The sequence below is a fragment of the Dongia sp. genome (assembly GCF_041918875.1).
Lineage (GTDB): Bacteria > Pseudomonadota > Alphaproteobacteria > Dongiales > Dongiaceae > Dongia.
This window is the reverse complement of the sequence record NZ_JAYRUV010000002.1, coordinates 1-12,692: the sequence shown is the minus strand read 5'-3', so window position 1 is coordinate 12,692 and position 12,692 is coordinate 1. Positions and strand designations below refer to the sequence as shown.

At 64.0% G+C, this 12,692-nt stretch carries 14 protein-coding genes and 1 tRNA gene; 3 read left to right on the top strand and 12 right to left on the bottom strand.

Annotated elements, in window-relative coordinates; translation table 11 throughout:
* Nucleotides 1-114: 114 nt before the first annotated feature.
* The 8 genes from ACE3TY_RS01930 to ACE3TY_RS01895 form a co-directional block, all read right to left on the bottom strand.
* Nucleotides 115-191, bottom strand: a tRNA-Pro gene (locus tag ACE3TY_RS01930).
* A 303-nt stretch (nucleotides 192-494) separates the two neighbouring features.
* The gene (locus ACE3TY_RS01925; protein ID WP_374650391.1) at nucleotides 495-1,100 is read right to left on the bottom strand and encodes a MerR family transcriptional regulator; all 606 of its coding nucleotides are present in this window, start codon (nucleotides 1,098-1,100) and stop codon (nucleotides 495-497) included.
* Nucleotides 1,097-1,405, bottom strand: a complete 309-nt coding sequence (locus tag ACE3TY_RS01920) for an integration host factor subunit alpha (RefSeq protein WP_374650389.1) — start codon at nucleotides 1,403-1,405, stop codon at nucleotides 1,097-1,099. The genes ACE3TY_RS01925 and ACE3TY_RS01920 overlap by 4 nt, the downstream gene beginning before the upstream one ends.
* A gap of 129 nt (nucleotides 1,406-1,534) precedes the next feature.
* The gene (locus tag ACE3TY_RS01915) at nucleotides 1,535-2,509 is read right to left on the bottom strand and encodes a beta-ketoacyl-ACP synthase III (RefSeq protein ID WP_374650388.1); all 975 of its coding nucleotides are present in this window, start codon (nucleotides 2,507-2,509) and stop codon (nucleotides 1,535-1,537) included.
* A 33-nt stretch (nucleotides 2,510-2,542) separates the two neighbouring features.
* The gene (gene plsX / locus ACE3TY_RS01910; RefSeq protein ID WP_374650387.1) at nucleotides 2,543-3,595 is read right to left on the bottom strand and encodes a phosphate acyltransferase PlsX; all 1,053 of its coding nucleotides are present in this window, start codon (nucleotides 3,593-3,595) and stop codon (nucleotides 2,543-2,545) included.
* Nucleotides 3,596-3,635: 40 nt separating this feature from the next.
* Nucleotides 3,636-3,830 (bottom strand): 50S ribosomal protein L32, encoded by a 195-nt coding sequence (gene rpmF, locus ACE3TY_RS01905; RefSeq protein WP_374312983.1) that lies wholly within the window; start codon nucleotides 3,828-3,830, stop codon nucleotides 3,636-3,638.
* A 170-nt stretch (nucleotides 3,831-4,000) separates the two neighbouring features.
* Nucleotides 4,001-4,552, bottom strand: coding sequence for a DUF177 domain-containing protein (locus ACE3TY_RS01900; protein WP_374650385.1), 552 nt, complete (start codon nucleotides 4,550-4,552; stop codon nucleotides 4,001-4,003).
* 5 nt (nucleotides 4,553-4,557) lie between these two features.
* On the bottom strand, nucleotides 4,558-5,169 hold the full coding sequence (locus ACE3TY_RS01895; protein WP_374650384.1) for a ubiquinol-cytochrome C chaperone family protein: 612 nt from the start codon (nucleotides 5,167-5,169) through the stop codon (nucleotides 4,558-4,560).
* A gap of 159 nt (nucleotides 5,170-5,328) precedes the next feature.
* On the opposite strand from ACE3TY_RS01895, the gene ACE3TY_RS01890 reads away from it, so the two are divergent.
* On the top strand, nucleotides 5,329-5,835 hold the full coding sequence (locus ACE3TY_RS01890; RefSeq protein ID WP_374650383.1) for an outer membrane protein assembly factor BamE: 507 nt from the start codon (nucleotides 5,329-5,331) through the stop codon (nucleotides 5,833-5,835).
* A 100-nt stretch (nucleotides 5,836-5,935) separates the two neighbouring features.
* Nucleotides 5,936-6,760: an oxaloacetate decarboxylase gene (locus tag ACE3TY_RS01885; protein WP_374650381.1), complete on the top strand. Its 825-nt coding sequence runs from the start codon at nucleotides 5,936-5,938 to the stop codon at nucleotides 6,758-6,760.
* 87 nt (nucleotides 6,761-6,847) lie between these two features.
* Here ACE3TY_RS01885 and ACE3TY_RS01880 read toward each other — a convergent pair whose 3' ends face one another.
* The 4 genes from ACE3TY_RS01880 to ACE3TY_RS01865 form a co-directional block, all read right to left on the bottom strand.
* Nucleotides 6,848-8,920 (bottom strand): sodium-translocating pyrophosphatase, encoded by a 2,073-nt coding sequence (locus tag ACE3TY_RS01880; protein ID WP_374650380.1) that lies wholly within the window; start codon nucleotides 8,918-8,920, stop codon nucleotides 6,848-6,850.
* Between the two features lie 242 nt (nucleotides 8,921-9,162).
* Nucleotides 9,163-9,945: a methyltransferase domain-containing protein gene (locus tag ACE3TY_RS01875; RefSeq protein ID WP_374650378.1), complete on the bottom strand. Its 783-nt coding sequence runs from the start codon at nucleotides 9,943-9,945 to the stop codon at nucleotides 9,163-9,165.
* 127 nt (nucleotides 9,946-10,072) lie between these two features.
* Nucleotides 10,073-11,293 carry an MFS transporter gene (locus tag ACE3TY_RS01870; protein ID WP_374650376.1) on the bottom strand — a complete coding sequence of 407 codons (1,221 nt, stop codon included), beginning with the start codon at nucleotides 11,291-11,293 and terminating at the stop codon, nucleotides 10,073-10,075.
* On the bottom strand, nucleotides 11,290-11,730 hold the full coding sequence (locus ACE3TY_RS01865) for a hypothetical protein (protein ID WP_374650374.1): 441 nt from the start codon (nucleotides 11,728-11,730) through the stop codon (nucleotides 11,290-11,292). Before ACE3TY_RS01865 ends, ACE3TY_RS01870 begins: the two co-directional genes overlap by 4 nt.
* Before the next feature lie 95 nt (nucleotides 11,731-11,825).
* Between ACE3TY_RS01865 and ACE3TY_RS01860 the strand changes: the two genes are divergently transcribed.
* On the top strand, nucleotides 11,826-12,434 hold the full coding sequence (locus ACE3TY_RS01860) for an HAD family hydrolase (protein ID WP_374650372.1): 609 nt from the start codon (nucleotides 11,826-11,828) through the stop codon (nucleotides 12,432-12,434).
* The last annotated feature ends 258 nt before the right edge of the window (nucleotides 12,435-12,692 follow it).

Below are 12,692 nucleotides of genomic sequence, written 5' to 3'. Positions count from 1 at the left end.
GGCTGCGGACAAACTTAAGGCGGACAAAATGCGGCTCCAAGTATTTTCTCCGTTACCCCAGCACGAAAAGAGCCGGCAGAGCCGACCCGACACACCACTGAATTCACTGAAAAATGGTCGGAGCGACAGGATTTGAACCTGCGACCCCTAGACCCCCAGTCTAGTGCGCTACCAGGCTGCGCCACGCTCCGACGCTTCTTTCTCAAGGGTCCCGCTGATGGGGATCCCGGGCCTGGGCGGAAGGCGCGTTTTGGAACGGGCCTTTGGGGGTGCCTGCGGCGAGGCTTATATAGCGGCCCTCCCCCGCGCGCGCAACGTAAAGAACCGAGATGGGGGCGAATAGTTAATGGGGCTCTTCCTGCGTTCCTGGAATCGCACACCCAACGAAGTGGGTCGGGGTGAGGTTGGGGGGCAGCCTTTCAGGTTCCGACAGATGCCCGGGTCAAGCCCGGGCATGACGGTGCTATTGGCGGTCTGGGTCGGACGGCTGCGGATCAGCCCAGGACCTTCCGCAGGCGGTCGCGTAGTTCCTCGAGTTCGGCGGTGATGGCCTTTACTTCGCGGACCTGGCGTTCGTCGAGGGCGGCTGCCTTGAAGAGGGGTAGATCCAGCATGGCCGTGGCCTGGCCGAGCTTGGCGGCAAGCGTGGGGTCGGTCTGGGAATCGGCTGGGCCCGCCGCTTCCGCCGCCGCGTGGCCGTTGCCGGCGGCATCGGGGGAGAGCCCTAAGGCCTCGACCTCGGAGAGGTCGGCGCCCAGGCGCAGGGCGCCTTCGCGGATCAGCTTCTGGACGCCCTTGATCGTATAGCCCTGGTCATAGAGCAGGCCGCGGATGGCGCGCAGCAGGTCGACATCCTCGGGCCGGTAATAGCGGCGGCCGCCGCCGCGCTTCATCGGCTTGATCTGGGGGAATTTGGTTTCCCAGAAGCGCAGCACATGCTGCGGCACCTCGAGATCGTCCGCCACTTCCGAGATGGTGCGGAAGGCGCCGGCGGCCTTTTCGACCCGGCGCGCATTGGCGCGGCGCTGGGCAGCCGAATCCTGCTTCGCGTTACCCGCGGCACGCTCGGCGGCGGGAAGCCGTTCTGCCGTGGAGCTCATGATTGTTTTTCAGCGCCCTTGTTGACGCGGTCCTTCAAGACATGCGAGGCGCGGAAGACGAGAACGCGGCGCGGCTTGATCGGCACCTCTTCCCCGGTCTTCGGATTGCGCCCCACCCGTTCGCCCTTGAGGCGCACGAGAAAGCTGCCGAAGGAGGAGATCTTGACGCTCTCGCCGCGCACCAGCGCATGCGAGACTTCATCGAGCACGGTGTCGACCAGCTCGGCGGATTCATTGCGCGACAGGCCCACCTCTTGATAGACGGCTTCGGCCAGATGCGCACGCGTGATGGTGTTGCCCTTCATCTCCCCCTGCCCTTCTCCAGCGGCTCTTGATGAATGAGCGTATCGTTTACTCTGAAATCAGTCAATTAGAGAGCGACATTGATCTTCGCTCATACGTGTAGGGATTGGTTCAGCAATGTCACGGAAGATTCAGTAGCGAATCAAGGCCGAACCCCAGGTGAAGCCACCACCCATAGCTTCCATCAGAACCAATTGGCCGCGCTGGATTCGTCCATCGTTGACCGCTTCGGCCAGGGCCAGCGGGATCGAGGCCGCCGACGTATTGGCATGGCGGTCGATGGTCACGACCACCTTCTCGGGCGGCAGTTTGAGCTTGTGGCCCATGCTGTCGATGATGCGCCGATTCGCCTGATGCGGCACCAGCCAGTCGACATCCTCGGGCGTGATCCCGGCCGAGGCGATGGCCGCATCGACCGCCGCCGCGAGGTTGACGACGGCATGACGGAAGACCTCCTTGCCTTCCATATGGACGAAGCCGGAAGTCTGCGTCGTCGACGGTCCGCCATCGACATAGAGCTTGTCGTAATGGGCACCGTCCGAGAAGAGATGGGTGCAGAGCACGCCGCGATCCTTCGACGTGCCGTCGCCCTCTCCGGACTCGAGCACGACCGCGCCCGCTCCGTCGCCGAACAGCACGCAGGTGTTGCGGTCGTTCCAGTCGAGAATGCGCGAGAAGGTCTCGGCACCGATGACGAGCGCGCGGTGCGCCTGGCCGCAGCGGATGAAATTGTCGGCCGTGGCGAGGCCGAAGACGAAGCCCGAGCAAACCGCCTGCATGTCCATGGCAAAGCCGCCGCGCATGCCGATGCGCTGTTGGACCCGGGTGGCGGTGGCCGGGAAGGTATGATCCGGTGTCGTCGTGGCGAGGACCAGCATGTCGATATCGGCCCCGCGCAGGCCCGCATGATGGAGGGCCTGTTCAGCCGCGTGCACGGCGAGGTCGGAGGTCAGTTCCCCGGGGGCCGCGATATGGCGTTGGCGGATGCCGGTGCGCTGCGAGATCCACTCATCCGTGGTGTCGACGCGCTTGGCGAGGTCGGCATTGGTCAGGATCTCCTTGGGGAGATAGCTGCCGGCGGAGAGGATCAGGGATCTGCGGGCCATTGGAATCTTTGAATAAAGTGATCGGACTCGCCGTCAGAGCGCCGCGGCGACGGCCTCGACGCCGGGAACGGCCATGAGCTGGGCGAAATCCTGCTTCATGCGCTCCATGGCATCATTCTGCACCATGTTTACCGCAACCCCGATGGCATTGGCAAAACCATAGGAATCGGTGCCGCCATGGCTTTTGACACAAATACCGTTGAGGCCCATGAGAATCGCCCCGTTATAGCGGCGGGGATCGACCTGGGCCCGGAGACCATTCAAGGCCGGCCGCGCGAAGAGATAAGCGAGCTTGGACATCAGCGAGGCGGAGAAGGTCTGCTTCAGCCAATGGCCGTAGAGCTTCACCGTGCCTTCGATCGTCTTCAAGGCGATGTTGCCGGTGAAGCCGTCGGTCACCACCACATCGACCGTGCCCTTGGCGATATCGTCGCCTTCGACGAAGCCGACGAATTTGCCGGGCAGCGGCACGTCGCGCAGGATGGCCGCCGCGACCTTCACCGCGTCATGCCCTTTGAGTTCCTCGGCGCCGACATTGAGGATGCCCATGCTGGGTTGCTGCACGCCCAGCACCAGGCGCGCGAACACATTGCCCATGACAGCGAACTGGACCAGATTGTTGGCGTCGCATTGCACGTTGGCGCCGAGATCCAGCATCACGCTTTCCGAACGCATGGTCGGAAAGAAGGAGGCGATCGCCGGCCGGTCGATGCCAGGCATCGTCTTCAGCACGAACTTCGCCATGGCCATCAGCGCGCCGGTATTGCCGGCGGAAACGCAGGCCCCCGCTTCGCCGGCATGGACCGCATCGATGGCGAGGCGCATGGAGGATTGACGCCCGCCGCGCAGCGCCTGGCTCGGCTTGTCGTCCATCGAGACGACGGAATCGGTATGGCGAATGGTGCTGACTTTGGCGAGTTCCGGCAAAGCATCGAGCATGGGCTTGAGCCTGGCCTCGTCGCCGAACATCAGGAAATGGACGTTGGGAAAACGCTGGCGCGCGATATCGGCGCCCCTGACAACCATGTCAGGCGCGTTGTCGCCGCCCATCGCATCTAAAGATATAGCCAGGCTGGTGCTGCCCACCCGTCACTCCTTCCCGGCCATCATAGCAGCGGGTTCGGAGTTACGCTGCGTCCGCCTCGGTGCCCTGCGCCACGACCTCGCGGCCGTCATAGTGGCCGCAGGAGCCGCAGACATGGTGCGGGCGCTTCAGCTCGCCGCAATTGGGGCATTCAGCCGACGCACTCACCGTCAGCGCATGATGGCTGCGGCGCATGTCACGGCGCGACTTGCTGGTTTTCTTCTTGGGGACTGCCATGATCCACTCTCTTCACAAAAAAATAGCGGCGGCACGCCCGAGCTGTTCGGAGGCCGCCTATGGCCGGGTAGATATCGAAAATCCCCAGGAAGCGCAAGTAGGGGATGGTGAACGGCCGGCATATGGCCGATTTTGGCCCGCGAATTGCCCTCGCGGCCCGGCATCCTGGCCTATTTCTTCAATTTATCCAGCCCTTCGAATGGCTTGCGTCTGCCGGCCGTGCCGATATCCGTCACCTCGCCCGGCTTGGGTGCATATTCCTGCGGAATCTCGGCCCCCTCCTTGCGCGGATAGGGATCGAGCGCCAGCGATAGCTGCTCGGCCACCAGGGCGCCAAGGTCGATCTTGCCGTCCTCGATCGGCTCGGGCGGGTCCGAATCGTCGAAATGGATGTCGATCTCGTCGAGGGCCGGCTCCGGCTCGGCGTCGCCAAAGGTCAGGCGGAAGCTCTCCCGCACCGTGGCCGGGACTGGTTCCAGCGTCACCACGCAGGTTTGCACGACCTCGCCCTCCAGCTCGCCCTTCACCTCGATGAGGCCGGAGGCCAGCCGGCGCAGCCAGAGTGTCGCCGTCAGCCGGTCGATGGCCCTGAGGTCGAGCACCTCGGCCAGGGCCGCGCGCTCGTCAGGCTTTGCCTCGATCCGCCGTTCCGTCGCCCGGGCACTGACCGAGGCAGCTTCAATCTCCCTAGAAAATACCGTAATATCAGAATATTGTTCCATCTTCCTCAATCCAGCCCATAATCTTGCTGAGCACCGGCCGGTGGCGGTGGAAACTCGAAAACGCCGCGCAGGATCCGATCCATCGGCTGGCGGTCGGCCAGTTCCTTGGCCCGCCGCAGGTAATTGGCGACGATCCGCACGGCTTCAATATCAGGTTCCGTCGTGCCGTAAAGGTTCCGCCGCAGAGCGCCCTGAAGCTCGATCGGATCGTTCCCGGCCAGCGCCGTCTCATAGGCCTTGATGCGGCCCTGCAGCGCCTCGGTCATGACCCGGATCCGCTTGCCGACCCCGACATCCCCGGCACCCAGCTGGCGCAGGGAGGCCTCGAAATCATGGATCAGCGTGTCGTAGAGCGCCTGGGACAGGATCGCCGCCCGGTCACCCTTCCCCCGCAGGCGCTGGAAAATGAGGAAAATATGGAGCGCCACCATGTCGAAGCGCCCGTCGACCGAGTCCGGCACCCCCAGTTTTTCATAGAAAACCCGGGCACGCGCCTGGGTCACCAGCTGCTGGAACAGCTTGCCGGCAACGTCCCGGGTCGCTCTCGGTCCCCGCAGGACCCGGGCAAGGAGACTGCCCAATGCCGTTTGCGCCACGTTTGCCACCTTTCCAGCCATTCCGGAGCCGCCCGCCCGTCCGCCGCCGCTTAGCTTGACGATTGGGGGGCACGGTGCGAATTTGCCACGGCGCGCCTGCCGCCTTGTTCCCGATGGGCGGGACCGTACTTTCGGCCCGATGCGCGCGCAACAAGTTTGGCAGTTCCCGGATCAATGGCCATGGCTCACCCACCCGCACCCACCCGCCTCGCTCTCCTGGCCGCAATCCTCAGCCTGGGCATCCTCGGCGCCGGCTGCCAGTCCAAGATCGTCCAGCACGGCAACGTGCCCGACGAGGAGCAGGTGGTGCAGATCCAGCCCGGCCAGGACGACAAGAACCGTGTCGAGCAGCTGCTGGGCTCGCCCTCGACCACCGGCACGTTCGGCGACGATGTCTGGTACTATGTCTCCAAGCGCACCAGCCAGACCGCCTTCTTCGAGCCGGATGTCATCGACCAGGGCGTGCTTGCCATTTCCTTCGATCCCCAGGGCATCGTCCAGGACATGAAGGTCTACGACCAGGCCGACGGGCGCCTGGTCGCCATGGTCGACCGCGTGACGCCGACCCATGGCAACGAGCTGACCATCATCCAGCAGATGCTGGGCAATCTCGGCCGCTTCAGCCCGGGCGAAGACGGACCCAAGACCGGGCCGACCGGCACCACCGGCGCGCCGGGTGGCGTCTGATCGGCGGACACATCCTTTTCGCGGCTCTGCACAAAAGATACTGTTCTATATTCGTTCCAGTCCTGCTATCGTCACCCTGAATCAGGAAAGGGCGACGCAGATGGACGACCGGGGCACTGCATTTCGCCGGCTGCATGAGCAGCCGGGAACATTCATCATTCCCAATCCCTGGGATATCGGAACGGCGCGGATACTGGCCGCCATGGGCTTTCCGGCCCTCGCCACAACCAGCGCCGGCATGGCCTTTGCGCTCGGCGTCGCGGAGGGGCGCGTGCCAAGGGAGGATGCCTTGCGCCATTGCCGGGATATTGCCGAGGCAACGGCGCTGCCCGTCTCGGCCGACCTTGAAAAGGGATTTGACGACAGCCCGGAAAGTGCCGCCGAGACCATCCGCGCCGCCGCCGGCATCGGCCTTGCCGGATGCTCGCTGGAAGATCACACCGGCCGCCCCGACGACCCCATCTACGATTTCACGCTGGCGGTCGAGCGGATCGATGCGGCGGCGCGCGCCAGCGGGGCCTTGCGGCGGGATTTCGTCCTGACGGCACGCTGCGAGAATTTCCTCTGGGGCCGGCCGGATCTGGATGACACGGTGCGGCGCCTGCAGGCTTATGAGAAGGCCGGCGCCGATGTGCTCTATGCGCCGGGCCTGCGCGATCTGGCGACTATTCAAACCGTTTGCAGCGCCTTGACGAAGCCGGTCAATGTCGTGATGGGCTTGCCCGGCACGGCCTTCAGTGTCGCGGACCTCGCGCAAGCCGGCGTCAAACGCATCAGCGTCGGCTCGGCATTGGCGCGCCTCGCTTACGGCGCCTTCGTCAGCGCCGCCCGGGAAATGCGCCAGCAAGGCACCTTCCGCTTTTCCGAAAGCGCCATGGGCTTTGCGGAACTCGAAGGCTTCTTCACCGGCGTAAGCACGGCGTAAGCACGGCGTGACGCCGCCCGTTCTGCCCAATAGAAAACCCCGGCCGATCGATCGGCCGGGGTTTCTTGATGATCGTGCCTTGGCTGCTTAGTGGGCGAGTGCCGCCAGCAGCAGGAGGGCCACAATGTTGGTGATCTTGATCATCGGGTTGACGGCTGGGCCGGCGGTGTCCTTGTAGGGATCGCCAACCGTGTCGCCCGTCACCGCGGCCTTGTGGGCGTCGGAGCCCTTGCCGCCGTGATGGCCGTCCTCGATATACTTCTTCGCGTTGTCCCAGGCGCCGCCGCCAGAGGTCATCTGGATGGCGACAAAGAGACCCGTGACGATGGTGCCGAGCAGCATCGCACCCAGCGCGATGAAGCCTTCGGCCTGGCCCGCCACGGTCGAGATCACGAAATAGAGGACGATCGGCGCCGCCACGGGAAGCAGCGAGGGAATGATCATTTCCTTGATCGCCGCCGTGGTCAGCATGGCGACGGCCCTGCCATATTCCGGCTTGGCGGTGCCTTCCATGATGCCCGGGATTTCCTTGAACTGACGGCGCACTTCCACCACCACCGCACCGGCCGCGCGGCCCACAGCCATCATGCCCATGGCGCCGAACAGGAACGGCAGCGCGCCGCCGATGAACAGGCCGATGACAACATAGGGGTTGTTGAGCTCGAACTTGATGGTGTCGATGAGCTGCGGGAAGTAGTGCTTCAGATCCTCGGTATAGGCCGCGAACAGCACCAGCGCCGCCAGGGCCGCCGAACCGATGGCATAGCCCTTGGTCACGGCCTTGGTGGTGTTGCCGACCGCGTCGAGCGCGTCCGTCACCTTGCGCACTTCCGGGGGCAGTTCCGCCATTTCGGCGATGCCGCCGGCATTGTCGGTGACCGGACCGTAGGCATCGAGGGCGACAACGATGCCGGCCAGCGACAGCATGGTGGTGGCGGCGATGGCGATGCCATAGAGGCCGCCCAGGGCGAAGGCGGCGACGATGGCGGCCGAGATCACCAGCACCGGAAGCGCGCAGGCTTCCATCGAGACCGCGAGGCCCTGGATGATGTTGGTGGCATGGCCGGTGGTCGAGGCCTGGGCAACCGACTTCACCGGACGATAGGCCGTCGAGGTATAGTATTCGGTGATCCAGACGAGGAGGCCGGTGACGGCAAGGCCGATCACGGCGCACCACAGGATGTTCGCGCCGGTCATGGTGCCTTCGATGACGTCGAAGCCGACGACCTGGTTGATCAGGCCGGCGATGATGACGATCGAAATCACGCTGGCGGCGATGAGGCCCTTATAGAGGGCGCCCATGATGTTGTTGCTGGAGCCAAGCTTGATGAAGAACATGCCGATGACCGAACCGATGACGCTGGCGCCGCAGATCAGCAGCGGCAGCAGCATCAGCTTTTCCTGGGCCGGGCCGGTGAAGAAGATCGAGCCCAGCAGCATGGTGGCAACGACGGTGACCGCGAAGGTCTCGAACAGGTCGGCGGCCATGCCGGCGCAGTCGCCCACATTGTCGCCGACATTGTCGGCGATCACGGCCGGGTTGCGGGGATCGTCTTCCGGAATGCCCGCTTCGATCTTGCCGACCAGGTCGGCGCCCACATCGGCGCCCTTGGTGAAGATGCCGCCGCCAAGACGCGCGAAGATGGAAATCAGCGAGGCGCCGAAGGAGAGGCCCACCAGCGCTTCCAGCATGGCGCGCATTTCAACGCCGGTGGAGCGCAGGAAGATGTAATAGCCGGCAACGCCGAGGAGGCCCAGGCCCACTACCAGCATGCCGGTGATACCGCCGGCCTTCGCCGCGACCGCGAGCGCCGGAGCCAAGCCCTTGCGCGCCGCTTCCGCGGTACGGACGTTGGAGCGGACCGACACGTTCATGCCGACATAACCTGCGGCGCCCGAGAGGACCGCGCCGACGACGAAGCCCAGCGCCGAGAGGCCGGAGAGGAAGAAGCCAAGAATGATGGCCACCACGATTCCGACGATGCCGATGGCGGTGTACTGCTTGTTAAGATAGGCGTTGGCACCTTCCTGGACGGCGGCAGCGATTTCCTGCATGCGCGCGGTGCCGGCGCTTTCCGCCAGGACCGATCTGGTCGCCCAGACGCCGTAAAGCAGCGCCAGCACGCCGCAAGCCATTACTCCCCAAAGCCACGAATCCATTCTTGCATCCCCTATTCGAACATGAGTTGACGGGTCGCCACTTGGGGTCGCTCGAAGGCCTTGGGTCGGCGATCGAAGTCACCTGCGGCGATCATTTGAAGTGGCCGGAACATAAAGGAATAGGCATGCCGTTGCAACCAAGGGACCGGGCATGGGATCAAAACAGGCGTTCTCGATACCCGCCAAGGGCCCGGATTGCCTGAATAATTTCGAGTCGCCTGCGTTGCTGCGCCGCAGCGCGATCAGGCCGCGGGCCTGGTGGCCCAGATCTGCGCCGGCCGCAACTCCCCTTTGTCGAGCACGACCGTCAGCGACCGCCAGTCCTCGACGAAATGGGCGTTCCCCGCCTCGCCCAGCTCCGCCAGCATCATGCCGGCCAGTTCTCCCTGCATCCGCGCCAGTTCCTCATGTGCCTCGGCGCGGTAGCGCCGGGTGATGTCGGCGAGGCGGATATCCACGAATCCGGCGTCATGCAGGTGGCGGCCATAGGCGGCGAGCGTCACCAGATGGTAGGTCAGCCCCTCCATCTCGAAGAAATATTCCATGTCGCGGCTATAGGGGCCGGGCGCCTTCATCCAGTCGCCGGCGGCAATGCGGCCACCCGGCTTCAGCACCCGGTATACTTCCGCGAAATGCGCCGCCTTGTCCGGTATGTGCAGCCAGGCATCCTTGCCGAAGACGATATCGAAACTGGCATCGGCAAAAGGCAGGGGTCCGGGCGCCACCAGTTGAATGTCGACCCTGTTGGCAAGCCCCGAGCGGCGGATACGCTCCCGCGCGCGCTCGACGATACCGGCCGAAACATCGACGCCCGTCACATGCGCCGCGCCCAGGGTCAATAGCACTTGATCCAGCCCGCCAAGCCCGCAGCCTATATCCAGCGCATGCTTCCCGCCAAGATCGATCCCGCCCGCGATCTCGCGCACCGCCTGCGGCCCGCCCGGCGACAGATACCCCTCGCCCCAGATCATCTGCAGGAGTGTTAGCATGCGGCCGTCATATTCTTCCGCGTGGGAGTCGGTCATGCCGGGCCTCTCGCCTGCCTTCTGATTATTGTCATGGTCCGCGAGGGCGGACCATCCACGAGTTTGTCGGCTACGCGAAGAAAGTAACTCGTGGATCCCCCGCCTGCGCGGGGGATGACAACGGGGTTCACCCAACCACCACCCGCTCCCGCCGCCAACCGACCGCCAGCGCCAAGGCAATCAGGACCACCGGCACCATCGCACCGTAGAGGACCCAATCCCAGCCATAGGCCTGCTCGACCGTGCCGGCGATGAAGGAACAGAGCGCGACGCCGGAGAAGACCATGCAATCGTTGAAGGCCTGGATCTTCGCACGCTCCGACGGCCGGTAGGATTTGGTGAGCTGGCTCGTCCCTGCAACGTAGAGAAAGTTCCAGCCCAGCCCAAGGAGCACGAGCGACACCCAGAAATGATGGATGTCGATGCCGGCAAGCCCCATCGCCAGCGAGCCGGCATAGCACAGCACGCCGATTGCCATGACGCGATATTCGCCGAGCTTGCGGATGATGTGGCCGGTCACGAAGCTCGGCGCGAACATCGCCAGCACATGGCCCTGGATGACGAAGGCGATGCCGGTATCCAGATTGTAGCCGCAGAAGGTCATGGCGAGCGGCGTCGCCGTCATCACGAAGGACATGACGCCATAACCCAGCATGGCGGCCACGATGGCCGAGAAAGCGCGCGGCTGCAGCACGATCTCGCGCAAGGGCCGCGCCGGTTCCCTGGCATGCACCGCTGCTTCGTTGGCGATGATCGGCAGGCGCAGCGGCAGCAAGAGCAGGACGACCAGAATCGAGAGGCCGACGATGAAGACGAAGCCGCCGGTGAAGAGATGCGGCAGGAATATCTCCTGGCCGCGCTTGGCAAGCTCCGGCCCCAGGATGGCTGAAATGACACCGCCGGCCATCACCAGCGAAATCGCCTTGGGCCGGAAGGCATCGTCCGCCGCTTCCGCCGCGGCGAAACGATAGAACAAGGTGAAGGCCGCCGAGATTCCGAAGATCGTGTTGCCGATGGCGAACAGCCAGAAGCTGGCAACATAGGTGCCCGCCGCCATGATGAGGCCGCCGGCGATGCCGATGAAGGCCCCCACCATGAAGCCCTGCTTGCGGCCGACGCGCTTCATCAGGAACGAAGCCGGGAATGTCGTCAGCATGGTGGCGATGAACTGGAAGGCCAACGGGAGCGTGGCCCAGCCCTTGTTCTCTGCCAGCATCTGGCCGGTCAGGCCCGATGTCACGATCATGATCGAGTTGCAGATCATCGCCGTCGCCTGTGCCAGGGCCAGGACGAAGACAGCACGATGCGCGTCGGCGGGCGCGGGAGTGGCTTGTGGTAAAACGCTCATTTGTAGACTTGCATGTCCTTGATATAGATTTTGTAGACGGTGCCCGCGCCGAACCGCGCGGCGACGGCCCTGGTCAGGCGCTCCTCGAGATAGGTCCGCTCGAAACCGCCCTGCTCCACCATCTTGCGCGGCAGGATACCGTGCAGTTCGGTGTTCACGGCATCGAACAGGCGCGGCATGCGCTCCTCGACCAGTTTCTGCTTTTCCGGATCGTCGAACACGATCGTAATCAGGAAATCGATGCGCTGGGTCGATTTGTTGTTCCTGACGATCGAGATGGAGGTGAGCGGCAGGTCGATCTGGGTGAGGACCGGCGGCGGCACCTCCTCGACCACGGGCGCGCCGTCTTCGGGCGGGCGCAGGAAATACCACCATGCCGCGGCGGCACCGCCACCGAGCAGAAGCAGGACGACCAGCAGAACGACAAGCTTCTTCATGTCCTATCCGGCGCGCCCAAAAATGCCATATTCATTCCCCACATTCGGCACCACTCTACACGAACCGCGTGATTCCCCAAAAGCAGAGGATTTTCATGACCATAGGCGCCGTCATCTTCGATTTCGGCAATGTTCTCGTCGGTTGGGACCCGGAGAATCTCTATCGCCGCCTGATTCCCGATGCGGCTGAGCGCAAGACCTTCCTTAGCCACGTCTGCAGCCCGGCCTGGAACCTGGAACAGGATCGCGGCCGCCCCTGGGCGGAGGCCATCGACCTGCTGGTGGCCCGGCACCCGCGGCATGAAGACCTCATCCGCGCCTTCTATCATCAGTGGGACGAGATGGTGACCGGGCCGGTGGCCGAGGGCCATGACATATTGGAGCGCGTGGTGGCCGCCGGCATTCCGGCCTATGGCCTCACCAACTGGTCGGGCGAGACCTACGACACGCGCCAACACCATCTGCCCTTCGTCAAGCACATGCGCTACGTCGCCGTCTCCGGCCATCTCAAGATGGTGAAGCCGGAGCCGGAAATCTATCACCACCTCCTGGCAAAAATCGCCCTGCCGCCCGAGCGATGCGTCTTCATCGACGACAACCCCCACAACATCGAAGCCGCCGACAGACTCGGCATCAAGACCGTGCACTTCAAGAACGACGGCACGGCGTTGGCGCAGTTGCGGAAGCTGGGCGTGGGGATTTAGGTCGCATTCCCCCTCACCCCAACTCGTAGCCCGCCCTGGAGGCGAATGCCGACTTCGTCGACGGGGGAGAGGGGCTACTGCGTCACATGCAAAATCTTCAGTCTTGAAGACCATTGCCCTCGGCACCTCATCCCCTCTCCCCTCGCGGGCTACGATGTTCACACATCTCGTGGGACTTGCGGATTGGCTCGGAAGCTGACTCTCTATAGCGGTGCTTCGGCTATGGGAGAAGGTGATGGAACTGAGCCTAGGAGAGTT

Coding starts and splice junctions, on each gene's coding strand:
- ACE3TY_RS01925 (WP_374650391.1), bottom strand. CDS start 1,100: ATGAGCTCCACGGCAGAACGGCTTCCCGCCGCCGAGCGTGCCGCGGGT.
- ACE3TY_RS01920 (WP_374650389.1), bottom strand. CDS start 1,405: ATGAAGGGCAACACCATCACGCGTGCGCATCTGGCCGAAGCCGTCTAT.
- ACE3TY_RS01915 (WP_374650388.1), bottom strand. CDS start 2,509: ATGGCCCGCAGATCCCTGATCCTCTCCGCCGGCAGCTATCTCCCCAAG.
- rpmF (WP_374312983.1), bottom strand. CDS start 3,830: ATGGCAGTCCCCAAGAAGAAAACCAGCAAGTCGCGCCGTGACATGCGC.
- ACE3TY_RS01900 (WP_374650385.1), bottom strand. CDS start 4,552: ATGGAACAATATTCTGATATTACGGTATTTTCTAGGGAGATTGAAGCT.
- ACE3TY_RS01895 (WP_374650384.1), bottom strand. CDS start 5,169: ATGGCTGGAAAGGTGGCAAACGTGGCGCAAACGGCATTGGGCAGTCTC.
- ACE3TY_RS01890 (WP_374650383.1), top strand. CDS start 5,329: ATGGCTCACCCACCCGCACCCACCCGCCTCGCTCTCCTGGCCGCAATC.
- ACE3TY_RS01885 (WP_374650381.1), top strand. CDS start 5,936: ATGGACGACCGGGGCACTGCATTTCGCCGGCTGCATGAGCAGCCGGGA.
- ACE3TY_RS01880 (WP_374650380.1), bottom strand. CDS start 8,920: ATGGATTCGTGGCTTTGGGGAGTAATGGCTTGCGGCGTGCTGGCGCTG.
- ACE3TY_RS01875 (WP_374650378.1), bottom strand. CDS start 9,945: ATGACCGACTCCCACGCGGAAGAATATGACGGCCGCATGCTAACACTC.
- ACE3TY_RS01870 (WP_374650376.1), bottom strand. CDS start 11,293: ATGAGCGTTTTACCACAAGCCACTCCCGCGCCCGCCGACGCGCATCGT.
- ACE3TY_RS01865 (WP_374650374.1), bottom strand. CDS start 11,730: ATGAAGAAGCTTGTCGTTCTGCTGGTCGTCCTGCTTCTGCTCGGTGGC.
- ACE3TY_RS01860 (WP_374650372.1), top strand. CDS start 11,826: ATGACCATAGGCGCCGTCATCTTCGATTTCGGCAATGTTCTCGTCGGT.